Source organism: Lactobacillus sp. IBH004 (assembly GCF_026185255.2).
GTDB classification, from domain to species: domain Bacteria; phylum Bacillota; class Bacilli; order Lactobacillales; family Lactobacillaceae; genus Lactobacillus; species Lactobacillus melliventris.
Genome location: NZ_CP110217.2, coordinates 1,390,716 through 1,405,009 on the forward strand (window position 1 = coordinate 1,390,716; position 14,294 = coordinate 1,405,009).

The 14,294-nt window shown below is 33.6% G+C and carries 15 protein-coding genes and 1 pseudogene; 11 read left to right on the forward strand and 5 right to left on the reverse strand.

Annotated features, from left to right (window positions below; translation table 11 throughout):
- Positions 1 to 155: 155 nt before the first annotated feature.
- Complete coding sequence (locus tag LDX54_RS07000) at positions 156 to 2,759, reverse strand: cation-translocating P-type ATPase (RefSeq protein WP_265667617.1); 2,604 nt, start codon at positions 2,757 to 2,759, stop codon at positions 156 to 158.
- 632 nt (positions 2,760 to 3,391) lie between these two features.
- On the reverse strand, positions 3,392 to 4,153 hold the full coding sequence (locus LDX54_RS07005) for a DeoR/GlpR family DNA-binding transcription regulator (protein ID WP_110446402.1): 762 nt from the start codon (positions 4,151 to 4,153) through the stop codon (positions 3,392 to 3,394).
- A gap of 192 nt (positions 4,154 to 4,345) precedes the next feature.
- Here LDX54_RS07005 and LDX54_RS07010 point away from each other — a divergent pair, with 192 nt between their 5' ends.
- From LDX54_RS07010 to hxlB, 5 genes are read left to right on the forward strand one after another with little or no spacing between them, the layout of a single operon-like run.
- Entirely contained in the window at positions 4,346 to 4,861 is a 516-nt protein-coding gene (locus LDX54_RS07010; protein WP_046325313.1) for an RpiB/LacA/LacB family sugar-phosphate isomerase, read from the forward strand.
- A 9-nt stretch (positions 4,862 to 4,870) separates the two neighbouring features.
- Positions 4,871 to 6,229: a PTS transporter subunit IIC gene (locus tag LDX54_RS07015; RefSeq protein WP_265667616.1), complete on the forward strand. Its 1,359-nt coding sequence runs from the start codon at positions 4,871 to 4,873 to the stop codon at positions 6,227 to 6,229.
- Positions 6,230 to 6,247: 18 nt separating this feature from the next.
- Entirely contained in the window at positions 6,248 to 6,535 is a 288-nt protein-coding gene (locus tag LDX54_RS07020) for a PTS galactitol transporter subunit IIB (protein WP_046325315.1), read from the forward strand.
- Positions 6,535 to 6,981: a PTS sugar transporter subunit IIA gene (locus LDX54_RS07025; RefSeq protein WP_265667615.1), complete on the forward strand. Its 447-nt coding sequence runs from the start codon at positions 6,535 to 6,537 to the stop codon at positions 6,979 to 6,981. The genes LDX54_RS07020 and LDX54_RS07025 overlap by 1 nt, the downstream gene beginning before the upstream one ends.
- Positions 6,982 to 6,989: 8 nt before the next feature.
- Entirely contained in the window at positions 6,990 to 7,532 is a 543-nt protein-coding gene (gene hxlB, locus LDX54_RS07030; protein WP_046325317.1) for a 6-phospho-3-hexuloisomerase, read from the forward strand.
- 294 nt (positions 7,533 to 7,826) lie between these two features.
- Here the strand turns inward: hxlB and LDX54_RS07035 are convergent, their stop codons facing one another.
- The 3 genes from LDX54_RS07035 to LDX54_RS07045 all read right to left on the reverse strand — a co-directional run bounded on the left by LDX54_RS07035 (position 7,827) and on the right by LDX54_RS07045 (position 9,648).
- A complete protein-coding gene (locus tag LDX54_RS07035; RefSeq protein WP_265667614.1) occupies positions 7,827 to 8,693 on the reverse strand; it encodes a DUF4097 family beta strand repeat-containing protein in 867 nt (288 codons plus the stop codon).
- A gap of 25 nt (positions 8,694 to 8,718) precedes the next feature.
- A complete protein-coding gene (locus tag LDX54_RS07040) occupies positions 8,719 to 9,342 on the reverse strand; it encodes a DUF1700 domain-containing protein (protein ID WP_265667613.1) in 624 nt (207 codons plus the stop codon).
- Positions 9,343 to 9,507: 165 nt separating this feature from the next.
- Complete coding sequence (locus tag LDX54_RS07045) at positions 9,508 to 9,648, reverse strand: hypothetical protein (protein ID WP_167334247.1); 141 nt, start codon at positions 9,646 to 9,648, stop codon at positions 9,508 to 9,510.
- A 229-nt stretch (positions 9,649 to 9,877) separates the two neighbouring features.
- Here LDX54_RS07045 and LDX54_RS07050 point away from each other — a divergent pair, with 229 nt between their 5' ends.
- From LDX54_RS07050 to LDX54_RS07075, 6 genes and pseudogenes are all read left to right on the forward strand, one after another.
- Positions 9,878 to 10,951 (forward strand): S66 peptidase family protein, encoded by a 1,074-nt coding sequence (locus LDX54_RS07050; RefSeq protein WP_265667612.1) that lies wholly within the window; start codon positions 9,878 to 9,880, stop codon positions 10,949 to 10,951.
- A gap of 90 nt (positions 10,952 to 11,041) precedes the next feature.
- Positions 11,042 to 11,173: a hypothetical protein gene (locus LDX54_RS07055; RefSeq protein WP_265667610.1), complete on the forward strand. Its 132-nt coding sequence runs from the start codon at positions 11,042 to 11,044 to the stop codon at positions 11,171 to 11,173.
- A gap of 41 nt (positions 11,174 to 11,214) precedes the next feature.
- Complete coding sequence (locus LDX54_RS07060; protein WP_265667609.1) at positions 11,215 to 11,526, forward strand: hypothetical protein; 312 nt, start codon at positions 11,215 to 11,217, stop codon at positions 11,524 to 11,526.
- Entirely contained in the window at positions 11,523 to 12,182 is a 660-nt protein-coding gene (locus LDX54_RS07065; protein ID WP_265667608.1) for an ABC transporter ATP-binding protein, read from the forward strand. Before LDX54_RS07060 ends, LDX54_RS07065 begins: the two co-directional genes overlap by 4 nt.
- On the forward strand, positions 12,179 to 12,931 hold the full coding sequence (locus LDX54_RS07070; RefSeq protein ID WP_265667607.1) for a hypothetical protein: 753 nt from the start codon (positions 12,179 to 12,181) through the stop codon (positions 12,929 to 12,931). Before LDX54_RS07065 ends, LDX54_RS07070 begins: the two co-directional genes overlap by 4 nt.
- A 313-nt stretch (positions 12,932 to 13,244) precedes the next feature.
- Positions 13,245 to 14,226: pseudogene (locus tag LDX54_RS07075) on the forward strand (transposase); the annotation flags it as partial.
- Positions 14,227 to 14,294 lie beyond the last annotated feature (68 nt).

Here is a 14,294-nt window from a genome sequence, read left to right on the forward strand (position 1 = left end):
ACTGTAATTTTATTACATTTATATGTCAATAATAAATATTTATTTAACTATCAAAAAGCAAAATGATTATCAATTTTTGCCAAATAAATAAGCCTTAAAAGCAAGACTACTTTGAAGACTTATTTTGAAACCAATTTCTTAAAACACTTTATCATTTAGCAACTACTTTTGTTTACTTTTAATTGTACATTGGTAGTCAATCGTTTATTAATTTCTAAAACAAAAATTGGTAACAAACTTCCCAATAAAGCCATCAGCCAACCTTGAACTGGTAATAAAGTGAAATGTAAAAATCGCCTCAAATGTGGTAAAAGAGTCAGTGATACAACTAAGATCATGCTTAGTAGTAATCCCCAATTAAGCATTTTATTCGATCTAAAAGTTTGCATAGTAATTGGTTGCGAATCTTTAATGGCATAAATATCAATCATGGAGCCAAGAGCTAAAACTAAAAAGACTAAAGTCATACCCATTTGCGCGTCATTAGCAGAAATAATAAATTTGCCATAGGCATAAATTCCGAGAGTTAAAATTGTGAAGGTTGTCGCTCTAACAATCATTCTTTGCATTAATCCCCGTCCAAGAAGACTCTCCTCATTACCTATTGGATCTTGATCCATTATATTTGGTTCACCCGGTTCTTTACTAATAAAGAATCCTGGTATCCCATCAGCAAGCACGTTGATAATTAATAATTGTTCAGCTAATAGTGGTGCACCCCAACCCAAAATTGTACTAATAACCATTAAGAACATTTGAGCGAAATTAACACCAATTAAGAACTCTACCGCTTTAATAATATTTTGATAGACTGTCCTACCCTCCGCTACAGCTTTAATAATTGTAGCAAAGTTATCATCAGTCAGAACCATATCCGCAGATTCTTTTGCCACTTCTGTACCTGTGATACCCATAGCAATGCCAACATCCGCAGCCTTCAAAGCAGGTGCATCGTTCACACCATCACCTGTCATGGCAACTGTTTTATTAAGTTCTTGCCAAGCTTGAACTATCCGAATTTTATCACTAGGAGTAACACGAGCATAAACACTGATATCTTGAATACAATTTTTTAATTCAGTGTCCGACATTTTCTGTAAATCGGTTCCTGTTATTGCCTTTTGGCCTGACTCCAAAATGCCAATTTCTTTAGCAATTGCTTCAGCGGTCACAAGATGGTCGCCAGTTATCATTATGGTTTTGATACCTGCTTGTTTTGCTCTATGAACAGCCGCTCTTGCTTCCGGCCGAGGTGGGTCAATTAAGCCAATCATACCTGCAAGCTGCAAGTTAGAGTTATTTTCATTCCAATTAGTTGGATCAGCAGTAGCAGGAATTATTTTATATCCTACTGCAAGCACCCTTAGCGCTGCTCTAGCCAGATCATCATGAGCCTTTTGGCCTGCTTTAATTGGTTCTTTTTCATCTAAGGGTAATCTATCCCAAGCCCCTTTGACAATTACCAATTGGTTGCCATTATCTAGACGATGGACAGTAGACATCATTTTTTTATCAGAATCAAACGGATCTTCCGCTATCCGAGGGGCTTTTTCTTCTAACAGCTGGCGAGAACTTCCCTGCGCGTGTAACCAGTTCACAATTGCAATTTCAGTAGCATCACCAACAACTTCTTCTGAACCGTCTTTTTCCATGATTTTAGCATTATTAGCTAAACCTAACATCTTTAACAAATTTTGACCAGCTTCTGGTAAATCATCCGCTTTTTTAATGGCGGTTTCTGGAGTCCAATACTTAGTGATAGTCATTTTATTTTGAGTTAAGGTACCTGTTTTATCAGTCGCAATAACGTCAACGTTGCCAATTGTTTCCACGGCACCAATCTGTCTAATAATAGCATTACGATCAGCCATTCTTTTAACACCGCGGGATAAACTGATAGTAACAATAATTGGTAAAGTTTCAGGTACAGCCGCAACTGCTAAAGATAGTCCAATCATTAAACTATCAGTTAAACTATTATTTTGCAGTCCTATGCTTAAAGCAAAAATCATCAGTCCACCTAGGCCAGCAAAAAATGTCATCCATTTTGACAGACTGTCTAACTTACCTTGAAGAGGAGTTTCCCGTTTATGAGTTTCATTTAAAAGACCCGCAATTTTACCGAGCTCAGTTGCCATACCAATTGCATTAACTTGAACAAATGCCCGGCCACTAACAACTGAAGTTCCTGAATACACACGTTCATCACTAGTCAAATTATTTTTTGGTTGAAAGCTTTTTTTAGAAACAGGTAAACTTTCACCGGTTAAAATTGCTTCATCAACCGCCAAATTAGTTTCATCTAAAATCACAGCATCTGCTGGTACCTGATCACCAGTGTTTAGATAAATCAAATCTCCGGGCACTAGTTCTGCAACAGCAATTGTCATATCGCGCCCATCACGCCGACCATTAGCTGTTGGCAAACTCATTTCTTTGAGAGCTGCAAGTGATCTTTCCGCAGAAGCTTCCTGGTACAGTCCAATTACCACATTAATGACTAAGATCAAGCTGATAACGATAGTTTTGGTCCAACCGCCATTTTGAAAAACAGCCATATATGTCGCTAGAATTATTGCTAATAAAAGGACAAGTGACGAAATATCTTTAAGATGACGCCATATTTTTCTATACAATGGAAGCGGGCGTTTTTCGAGCAACTCATTAGTGCCGAATTCACCACGCTTTTGTTCCACTTCAGCAGCAGTTAAACCGGACTTGGGGGTTTTCGTGAATAGTAGTTCTGACTTTTGGGACATGCTATCTCCTCCATTATTCGCTTATGAAATAAATTACAGTTAAGCTGTTTGTATAGATAAGTTAATTTACTGAAGTTATATGGCTCTTTAAAGGCCTCAATTCAATTTTATGTATCAAAGACAATTACTCATTTACTTTTAAAAAAGCAGAAAGCCTCTGATAATTATCCGAAGTTTTCTGCTCATTTAGTATTTAAAAAGTAGTTGTTAATTAACAACGTTTTTCAAAAATCGTCTTTAGCTTAAAAATTTAATTTCTAAACTAAGCATCCTCTTTCCTATACAAGCTTATTATTATTTTACATGATTTGTTATTTTTTGGCTATTTTTATGCTTATACTATTAGCATTATAAGGTTGAAAAAGCTTCATCTTTTGCTAAATAATTAATTTTGTTATTTAAAGCGTTTTATAAGGTACTTTTTATAATCTGACTAATAGTCAACCTACTATTTTGTTAACACAGCTAAAGCAAAAATTCTTACTTCATTTTTAAGCCGTTAATAGTGATTATGTACAAATAAGATTACAACACGATTGTAGTTAAATAAACTCAGTTTATTAAAATAACCAGCCACTTTTGCATTGACTGGCTATTTTCTATCTTCTTAATTTTCAAATTATCTTTTTCACTTAAGAATTTTTTGCTTGAATAATATTAGTTAAAGAAGCCAAACTATCTACTTGAGCTTTCGAAATTACATTAGTTATTAAAGCTGTTATATTTTCCCAATTTGTTATTTGATAAAGACTTGATCCTTCAAATTTAGTAGAATCAGCTAGAACATATTTTTTATTTGAATGCTCTAATAAAAGCTTATCAACACCATAATCAGAATACGAAGGTGTCGTTGGACCGTTATGACCAGCAAAATTATCTGAACCTATAAAACACATATTAGCTTTTATACTATTAATTGCTTCATTAGTCCATCCCCCATAAACCGAGGACGATTTAGCTCTAATCTTGCCACCAAAAAAATAAAGTTCGTTGTCTGAATTTGCTAACGCAGTTGCTACAGGAAAAGAATCAGTATAAATTTTTAAATTCTTTTTAGCTACTAATAATTTTGCCAACTCTAAAACTGTGCTACCTGACCCAAGAATAATCGACGAATTATCTAATATAAGTTTGAATGCTGCAATTGCTATTAATTTTTTTAATTTGATTTGCTTTTCTTGTCTCACAGTAAACGAGTTTTCAATAAGACTATTTAAGGCTGTCGCTCCACCATGTTCTTTAATAATGTAACCTTTTTGGTCTAGGAAAGTTAAATCTTTACGGATAGTCTCGTAGCTAACTGAAAATTCGTTTGAAAGGTGATGAACTGTAACACTACCTTTCTTTATGATTTCAGTTAAAATATCATTTCTTCTTTTATTCGTTAATTTCATTTATTTACTCACCTTTTAAACTTTTTACTCAAGAATATCATAGATTATCATTTTTGTTACTTCTATGCTATAAAAATTGGTTTTAGTTGCTTTTAATTACTAAAAAAGTATATTTTTGCGGTTGACACCAATTAAAACAAATTTTATAATTGGCTTTGTAATAACATTAAGCGTTTACAGAAAGGAAATTGTATGAAAAAAATAGCAATAGCATGTGATGATATTGGTTTCGAGCGGAAAGAAGCCATTAAGAAATACTTGGAGGAAGAAAAGAATTACAGAGTCGTTTGGGATCCCGTTAAAAAGCCTGAAGATGGCAAGAATACTTTTGCTAAATTAGCTGATAAGATGGCAGAAGTTATTCAAAAAGATGAGTGCAGATTAGGTGTATATATATGTGGCACAGGAATTGGTTTTACTATGCAGGCTAATAAACACTGGGGTATAAGAGCAACAGCAGTAACTAATCCGTACTCTGCTAAAAGGGCAAGGTTAAGCAACAATGTCCAAATCATAGGCTTGGGAGCGAGAGTAAATGGTTTACCTTACATGGAAATGGTACTTGATGCTTTCTTAGATGAACCATTTGATTTTAAAAATTCCAGACCAAATTCTAGAGCAAACTTATTGGAAGCTAAAAAAGATGATGACCGTAATCTGAAAAAGCCTGATTATGTAGCTTGGAACATGGGCTTCACAGAAGAATAGGAGTTAATAATGGAAATAATTACTCAATTTATTAATAATCTTGGTAACTTTATTTTTATTCCTTTAATATTTTTAGTGTTGATGAAGGCTGTAGGTCGGTCATGGGCAGAATCAATTTCTTCTGCCATGAAAGTTGGTATTGGTTTTATAGCTTTGACCATGGTCACTTCTTTCATGCTTGATAAAATGCAACCAGCAATTACTGGCTTAGCTAAAAGAACTGGCTCTTCATTGCAAGCAATTGACGTTGGTGGTGCAGCGACAGCAGTTATGGGTTTCGGCTCAAAAGTCGGAGCAGTTATAATTCCTTTGTGCGTAGGTATTAATATTATTTTATTACTGTTAAAATTGACAGACTGTATTAATGTTGATGTTTTTAACTTACACCAAAATGCCTCAATGGGCGCGATTGTATATGCTTACTCTGGTAATTTCTGGTATGGTTTACTTACCGCCGGTATTTTTCATATGTGGGCATTATTTATGGCCGATTTAGGAGCTAAGCAGAATGAAAAATTCTTTAATTTACCTGAAGGAGTTTCTATTTCACACCCCGTTGCAAATACATATATGATTTTTGCCTACCCTATGAATTGGATCTTTGATCATATTCCAGGAGTCAGAAAATGGAATGTCACTGCAGAAACAATTCAGAAAAAGTTTGGCGTTTTTGGTGACCCTACTATTGTAGGTTTTATCATTGGTGTTCTCTTGGGATTTGCAGGTTATAGCTGGTCAAATCCTGGCGATACAATAATTCAAAGTTTACATTTAGGTATGTACCTAGCAGCCGTTATGCTCTTGTTACCAAAAATGACTTCCATCATGATGGAAGGTCTTGTGCCTTTATCAAATGCTGTTCGAAAGAAAATGACTAAAGCCTTCAAAGGCCGTGATATTACAGTAGGTATGGATACTGCATTAGTGATAGGAAATCCTGACGTAATTGCACCAGCCTTGCTTTTAATCCCAGTCATTGAAATTATTGCAGTCTTTCTTCCTGGCAATAAAGTCATGCCGATGGGTGACTTATCCCAATTTGTATTCTTTATTGCATGTATGGTTCCTATTTTTCATGGCAACATTATTAGAACTTGGATCACTTCAATTTTAATGTTTACACCAGGATTATATATAGCTTCTTGGATGGCCAAACCAACAACCCAAGTATTCAGAGAATTTGGCAGTGGTGCCAAAAATGGTGTTATGTATTCATCATTAAATCCATCAGCTAATCCATTTACAGGTTTGTTTGCTGAAGCTTCTCGTCTTGGCTTGTGGTCATATATTGTGATTGCCGTGATAATAGTTGCTTTTGGTTATTGGCTTAAAAAGTACGAACGTAGACAAAATTCTTTAGCTAAATAGAAATTAAGGAGATATATCATGAAAAAAGTGTTAGTAGTTTGTGGAAATGGAATTGCATCATCTTCTGTTATGTTGGCAGAACTACAAGATTATTTAAATGACCAAAGCGTTTCTGACGTGAATTTAGATAAAAAATCATTGATGGACTGCACAGATGATGTTTTCAATGGCTATGATTTAATCGTTTCATCCACTAAATTGGATAAGCCAAATGTTACAACACCAATAATTGTAGGAACTGCCCTTTTAACGGGTATAAATGAGGACTCAGTTTTAGAAGAAATAAAAGACGAGCTGACCAAATAATGAAAATCTTTGTACAATCAAATAATGATATTATTCCAGACTATCAAAAAGCTATCAAAATTGCTGGAAAACCGCTATTAGCTGAAAATTTAATAACTGAAGAATTTACTATGGCCTGCATTGAAAGGGAAAAAGATTTTCCTACAGGATTACAAGTTAATTCTGATTTAGGCATTGCGATTCCACATGGAAATCAAAACTTTGTCAACACAAGCTGTGTTAGCTTTGTTCGATTTTCTCATCCAGTAAAATTTGGCCGCATGGATGATAAATCAAAAGATGTGAAATGTAGTTTTATTTTTAATTTAGCTTTAGCAAAAGGTGATGAACATTTAACCATGTTGCGTACCCTTATGAAACTATTTCAAAATAAAGATTTTCTACAAAGTGTTAAAAATAAGAAAGATAAAGAGTTAGAAGAATATCTTTATCAAAAATTGAATTAGGAAAATATATGGCATTTGAATTAAAAAAAATATGCGAAGAAATCAATAATGTTGATGATCCAGTAGATGAAAAAACTTTAAATAGAATCTGTCAATTAATAATAAATAGTAATCATATCTATTTTTCAGGTTCAGGTCGTTCAGGCTTAATGATAAAATCCTTTGCTAACAGGTTACTGCAATTGGGACTAGAAGTTAGCGTTGTTGGAGAAATTTCTTCTCCTCATACACATTCAAATGACTTATTAATATTTAATTCTGCTTCGGGAAAATCAGAGAAACTAATAGCCCAGGCGAAGATAGCAAAAAATAACGGTTTAAAAGAAATTCTCTTTACTGTTGATAACAATAGTCCATTAGCGCAATTTTGTGAAATAGTTGTGCAAATTAATGCCCAATCAAAATTTGAGCACAATAAATCTATTCAACCAATGGGAGCTTTGTTTGAACAGTTTTCACTACTTCTATTTGACAGCATCGTTTTGAGATTAATGAAAGAACTTAATATTACAGAGGAACAAATGATACAAAACCATGCCGATATTGAATGATTAAAAATTGAAACTCATATATAAATAAAAACCAATAATTATACACTTTAGTAAGTGTGAATTATTGATTTTTTATTTTACAATCTTTATCTATTTTTACATTAGTAGAAATTTACGTTGTCTTCAGACTTTGAGGAGCGGTATTATGTACACAATGACTTTTATTTGAAGTATCAATTGAACTAGTTATTAAGGAATTTAGGAGTCATTATCATTTCAATCCAGAAATAGAACATCTAGATAAATATCTATTTTAGAAATTAAAAGGTATGAGTATGGAATTGTCATAAATTTTTACTTAATAGTAATAGTTCCTTCTGTTGAATCAACCAAAATAAAATTTTTCTTGGAGTTCTTTTTGATGAAGTTTTCATAGGGCTTTGAACCCTTATACCTAATTGCTTTGCCATCTGCTGTCAACTGGTAACTTAGGTTAGGCGTATTTTTAATTACTAAATTGCTACTTTGTAAAGTAAAAGAATTTCTATTGCTGAGTTGCGAGTTGTTAATTGTAATATTAGCGTTAGAAGCATCCAGAGTCATTGTTGAACGACAATTTAAAAGTCTGCACCAACCTCCATCTATTTTAACTTCTGCATTACCCAGATCAGAGTTATTGAGTGTTAATCTATGGTTGCTACCAGTTATTAAACTTGTATTTTTCGTGTCAATATTATCAATATCTAAATAACCATCTATACAACTCACAAAATTTGCATTAGCTTTCAGGTCTTTTAACCTGATGTTTCCGTGGTCACTGTCGCTATCAAATTCGGTATAGTGAACATTTTGAGGGACAGTTACGTCAATTTTGGAACCAATTTTACGCCAATTGATTGCAATAGGTCTGGGCTCATAGATATCCAAACGGTTATTTGCTAATTTGACTTGTACTGCATCTGGATTAACTCCAGTCACATTAACTTGGTATTTTTTGCCCGAATGAAGAAAAACATCAGAGGAATCAGTTTGAATAAAAACTTTATTAAATTTGTGGTTTGAAGTATATATACGTGTGAGCTTAGAATCATCAATAGCGGTCAAAGTAAAGTGGTTATGATTGGCAATTATTGGTCTTACACCGTTATTAGACCAGCCAACGAGCATCATAACAAGACCAACAATTATGGCCAATCCACATATACGATAAAACTTTTTCATAATTAATCCAATCCTCCTCACTCATCTAAACATTGGTTTTATAGTAACGCTGCTTGAAAATTTTCCGGCCAATGTGTTGAAAAAAAGCAGCACATTCTGCAGTTAGGAAGCGAATAAACTTCATAATTACTGGGAATAGCATTAAGCTAACACATGTTAAAACTAAACCTCCTCCAACATAGAAAAAGCCTGAAGCCCAGTAGCCACCAAAAAGCAGTCCAAACGATCTAATCAATATAAAAGCACCAGCGATGAATAAAGAGGTAATAATGATAGCTAAAGCAATAAAGATTGCGGCCAATGCAATCAATACTGCTACCATAACTATTACTGCTGCTAATGCTAATGGTATGCCGATGGGTGCAGCCAGAACTCCCAATAAAATAACCCAAATGGTTTTTAAGTTAGACTTGGAGCTGGTTTTGTGTGCCTCTTCTCTTTCAGGTATTGAAACTGAATAGTCCGCCATAATTTTGCGTGCTAATTGCTTTGGAGTCCCTAACTCAGCAATTATCTCTGATTCATTATGGTAATTGCCGTCCAGTAAAAACTCCTGATAAAATTCCACAACATCTTGCATATCAGAATTAGGCAAATTAACAAGATTTTGCTTTAACTGCAAAATATAATTATCAATAACTTTATTCATTTTCTTCTCCCATAATTTGATATATCTTAGTGCTAAAACTGTACCACTCTTTTTTAATTGTTTTTAATTCTGCTTTACCTGAAGCAGTAATTTGATAGTAATTCCTGCTTCTTCCCTGAAAAAGCCTGGTACCAACTAATAAGAATTTGTTTTCCCTTAATCTTTTCAAGACAGGATAGATGGCAGACTCAGAATACCAAAAGTTGCTTTAGCCCAGTTTGTTATTCCACGACTATAACCACTGTTTTCTTTAATAAAAGCTAAGACAACTCCATCCAGAAGACGATTTGGAATTACTATCGTCATAATTATTTCCTTCATTATTATATTATATATAATATTGTAGAGCTTAATCAAAATGCTTTCAAGCAATTATTGAAAGTTTCACTGAATTTTTTCCTTTGTTCTTACATTCTCTAACTTATCAAACATAATTTCTTACTTGTTCTTTAAATACTCACTAAGGTTTTCTAGGCCAAGTTTTTATAGTAAGATTAAAAACTAATAACTACTTTTAATAATGGAGGTTCAATCTATGTTAATGAAACCACAACATTTACAGGTTGGAGATAAGATAGCAATAGTCAGTTTATCAGCTGGTACTCTGGGAGAGAATTTTGCTTCTCATGAACTTAAACAAGGAATTAAGCACATGAAGCAACTTGGTTTACAGCCTGTTTTTATGCCCCATGCTCTCAGCGGTATTAAATACATCAAAAGTCATCCTGCTAAACGCGCTGCCGATTTAAAAGCAGCATTTTTAGAACCAGATATCAAAGGAATCATTGCCGCAATTGGTGGGGATGATACCTACAAGACACTGCCTTATTTAATGGCAGATCAGGAATTTAAAACTGCTGTTTTTGAGCATCCCAAGTTGTTTAGTGGTTTTTCTGATACCACGAATAATCATTTAATGTTTTACAGGTTAGGAATGCAAACTTTTTATGGTCCAAGCTTTTTAACTGATTTTGCAGAGCTAGAAAACGAACTTTTACCTTACACCAAAAAAACTTTAAATCATTATTTTGAGAATTCACCTGCAACCATCATTCCTGCTAGTGAAACCTGGTATGAAGAAAGAACTGATTATTCAATCAGCCAAGTTGGCAAAAAAAGGATAAACCACCAAGATACTGGTTATGAGGTGCTACGCGGTCACGGAAAAATTCTGGGAAGACTATGGGGTGGTTGTATTGATAGCCTTTACGATGACTTAGTCCCTAATCGTTATGAAGACGAACCGCCTATCGCCAGTCAATATCATCTCATGCTTACAGAGGAAGAAGCTCAAGATAAAATATTATTTATAGAAACATGCGAAGAAAAACCAGCTCCTGAATTTTATCATAAAGAAGTAGCTAAACTGGCTGAAGTGGGTATTTTAGGCAATGTGCGAGCTATTTTAGTTGGTAAACCGCAGGATAAAAAATATTTTTCTGAGTATAAAAAAGTCTTACTGGAAGAGACTGCTACCTTTAATACACCAATTTTATATAATGTAAATATTGGACATGCTTATCCCCGTGCTGCTCTGCCATACGGCGCGCTAACACAAATTGATTTTGAAAAACCAGAGATAAAAGTTATGGAACCCTGGTTTGCCTAATCTGAAATTATTTTAAAAAAATATTTGACTTTTTTTAGTCATGGTGTATTATATGTATATTACAATGATACAAAGAAAGAAGGAAAATTTATGAGTTTACTTGAAACTCGTGAGGTAACTCGCACCTATGGCAAAGGTGCAACTAAGTTTGATGCTTTACGCGGAATAAATTTACAGATTAACAAAGGTGATTCGGTTGCTATCATTGGCAAAAGTGGTTAGGCAAGTCTAAAGAAGAGAAGACTTATTATTTATTATCACATTTGAAAACATTAGATAACCTTGAAAAGACAGCTTTTATCGATGGATTATTTATGTATGCTGTGCAGGAGCAGAATATTCCGGTAGCATCCATTATTTACTTGTTTATAAATAAGACTGATAAATCATCAAAAGATTTTTGGGAGTTTTTGAAATTTGATCAAAACATAGATGGTCCAATTGGTATTGTTAATCCTCTAAGAGATAAAAATATAACCTCACAGGTAGTAGAGGATTGGGTTCTCTTTAGTAGTTTATATGTATATGTAATTTTGCCACTTCGAGATAGGAGTTTTGAAAGTCCTGAAAAATGAAATTAAATAATATAACGGTTAAGTATGGAAAAAAAGTTGCTCTCAATAATATTTCTTTTCAGCTTAATAATGAAAATGATGTAATTGGTATTTTAGGTGACAATGGGTCAGGAAAGACTACTTTAATAAATTTAATTTTAAAAAATATCAATAAATTTACTGGCAATAGGACAGTAAATGAAAGTATTTCTTACATGCCAGATAGCTCATTTTTGTATGAAAGTATGACAGTAAAAGAAGCAATAAGATTGTTCGATAAAGTTTTTGAGGATTTTGACAAAGACAGGATGTTAAAAATTCTAAATAAATTTTCTATTTCAACAAGTCTTAAGTTGCATGATTGTTCTAAAGGTATGCATGAGCAAATTCATTTAGCACTAGTTTTTTCTAGAAATACAGATTTTTATATTTTGGATGAGCCGCTGTCAGCAGTAGATCCAATTAAGAGACAATATTTTATTGATATTATTCAAAATTATCGCAGAGCAGATAGTTCGGTTATTATAGTTACACATTTGTTACGTGATCTAGGTGATATGCTAGATAAGGTTATTTTCTTCAAGGATGGTAATTTAATTTCCTGTAATACACAAAAAGAGCTAATAGAAAGATATGGAAATCTTGAAAAAGCATATGTAGAGAAGGTTGGAAAATGATTCAATATTTAAAAATTAGAATAAAACGATTGAGTCTCTTATTTGCAGTTCCTTTGTTTATAGAGTTAATTATTTTTTTGTATGCAAAGATATCTAATAATCCTGATAATATTTTAGAATATCACGGTTTATGGTATCTGGCTGCCACTGCAATAGTATGCTTTGTTTCAACATATCAACTTATTCAAAATTATTATATTAGTCATGATATTTTATGGAAAGTATTACCTTACTCTAAAGAAGGATTAGCATTAATTGACATAATATTTTATATTGTTGGGACCGTTATATTTGGAATTGTTTATCAGGCTATTCAAAATAATATAAGTAAACAGAACTTTTATGGTAATATTTATATTCCTGAAAAGATTTTATCATTAGCAAGTTTTTATCTGTTAGTTTTTGCAATGTGTATTTTATTCAAAAATATTCAAAATCCTTTGCTAGGCAGAATTTTCATTTTAGGTTTTTGTTTGATAGTCATCATAGCTCAAATTTCATTGTTCTGGAATTTAAATCATTCAATCATAAAAAGTTTTATGAGTGGAATATCTAACGCAGGTTCAGTTAAAAATTTAGTATATATAAATATTTTGCCATATATTTTCTTTGAAGTTAATCATTCACAATTAAATGTTCTATCACACAGCTCATTTATGTTAAATAGTTTAATTTGTATATTTAGTCTAGTTTGGATTTTAATATCTATTAAATTTAGAAAACTTAATTATATAGATTTGGTAGGCTAAAAATGGTTGATAATGATAATGTGCATACTATAGCAAGTGAAATATTTAATGATGCAATGAAGTGGCTAGAAAATAACTTAAATTATTTTGATCATACAATCAAAAGGGATACACCCTCAGATGATCTACAATTTAAGGCATCAACTTTGTGTTGAAGCCTTTTTTATAGGCTCTATAATTTATCCTGTTGATGACTTATCCATGTGGTAAGCTGTTAATAGGTTTTTTATTGCATAAAAAAGGAGGACATCTTCCTCTTGCTTCTTGTAATAAAATATTAACTTCACCCAATATTTTATAGAAGGTTTGAATTATGTCCTCTTTTAATAATTATATTAAATTTACTCTTGATATTAAAGATCAAAACATTGTTTTTGAAGATTATTTCTTCCGTTTGGTTAACGGCCATAAACAAAAAGTTTACCAAGCTGTCCTGCTGCAGCCCAGCTGCCCCTTTTGTGGCTCACAGGATGCGGACACAATGGCCGCTTGAAAACCGAAATCCGCTATCCTGCTGCCAATGCCAGTCAGCCAGTCATTATTAGACTTTTTAAGCAGAGAGTCTGGTGTCGCACCTGCAATAAACGCTCAATGGCTCAATCTGACCTGGTAGGCAAATACTGCTGTATTTCCCAGCCTGCATTCTCAGTGCTTTAACAGAAGACCGCTCAATGACCAGCATTGCCCGGGAAAACAATGTTTCTGTCAATACGGTGCAAAGAGTGCTGGGCTCTTGTTCGCATCAGTTTAGTAGCAGCTATGATTATTTGCCGGAGCATCTGGCCTTCGACGAGTTTAAAGGCGTTGACCGCACCTTGCATTTTATTTGTCTTGATGCCGACAAACACGAGGTGGTTCAGATCCTCCGCATACGCTATAAAAAAGCAATTATTGCCTACTTCAAAAAGTTTTCGCCTGCGGCTTTGCAAGGCGTCAAAACAGTTTCTCTGGACCTGAATTTTTACTATCAGGACATTGTGCGAGCATGCTTCCCCAACGCTGAGCTTGTGCTTGATCGCTTTCACATTGTGCAAAGATAATCTGACGCAAGAGCAGGTAATCAACGAAGGCATTCATGCTAAAGAAGAAGTTGGCTGGCAAATGCATCAAACCCTGTTAACTTTTATGCATAATCTAAAAGCAGTAATTAACGGGATAACATTGAATTATTCCAACGGCTGCTTAGAGGCTGCAATCGCAAGATTAAACAAATTGAGCGCACAGCTTTTGGGTACGCCAACTGCTACAATCTGCTAACTAGGATTAGATTAGCAGAAAACAAGGTAAAAGAAAAAGCAGATAAAAGTATCGTCATACTTCTATCTGCATCCTACTTTAGGATGTTTGACAAAGAGCCGATAAT

Excerpts from the sequence above, each read along its gene's own strand:
- LDX54_RS07000 (WP_265667617.1), bottom strand. The coding sequence starts at position 2,759 with ATGTCCCAAAAGTCAGAACTACTATTCACGAAAACCCCCAAGTCCGGT.
- LDX54_RS07005 (WP_110446402.1), bottom strand. The coding sequence starts at position 4,153 with ATGAAATTAACGAATAAAAGAAGAAATGATATTTTAACTGAAATCATA.
- LDX54_RS07010 (WP_046325313.1), top strand. The coding sequence starts at position 4,346 with ATGAAAAAAATAGCAATAGCATGTGATGATATTGGTTTCGAGCGGAAA.
- LDX54_RS07015 (WP_265667616.1), top strand. The coding sequence starts at position 4,871 with ATGGAAATAATTACTCAATTTATTAATAATCTTGGTAACTTTATTTTT.
- LDX54_RS07020 (WP_046325315.1), top strand. The coding sequence starts at position 6,248 with ATGAAAAAAGTGTTAGTAGTTTGTGGAAATGGAATTGCATCATCTTCT.
- LDX54_RS07025 (WP_265667615.1), top strand. The coding sequence starts at position 6,535 with ATGAAAATCTTTGTACAATCAAATAATGATATTATTCCAGACTATCAA.
- hxlB (WP_046325317.1), top strand. The coding sequence starts at position 6,990 with ATGGCATTTGAATTAAAAAAAATATGCGAAGAAATCAATAATGTTGAT.
- LDX54_RS07035 (WP_265667614.1), bottom strand. The coding sequence starts at position 8,693 with ATGAAAAAGTTTTATCGTATATGTGGATTGGCCATAATTGTTGGTCTT.
- LDX54_RS07040 (WP_265667613.1), bottom strand. The coding sequence starts at position 9,342 with ATGAATAAAGTTATTGATAATTATATTTTGCAGTTAAAGCAAAATCTT.
- LDX54_RS07045 (WP_167334247.1), bottom strand. The coding sequence starts at position 9,648 with ATGACGATAGTAATTCCAAATCGTCTTCTGGATGGAGTTGTCTTAGCT.
- LDX54_RS07050 (WP_265667612.1), top strand. The coding sequence starts at position 9,878 with ATGTTAATGAAACCACAACATTTACAGGTTGGAGATAAGATAGCAATA.
- LDX54_RS07055 (WP_265667610.1), top strand. The coding sequence starts at position 11,042 with ATGAGTTTACTTGAAACTCGTGAGGTAACTCGCACCTATGGCAAAGGT.
- LDX54_RS07065 (WP_265667608.1), top strand. The coding sequence starts at position 11,523 with ATGAAATTAAATAATATAACGGTTAAGTATGGAAAAAAAGTTGCTCTC.
- LDX54_RS07070 (WP_265667607.1), top strand. The coding sequence starts at position 12,179 with ATGATTCAATATTTAAAAATTAGAATAAAACGATTGAGTCTCTTATTT.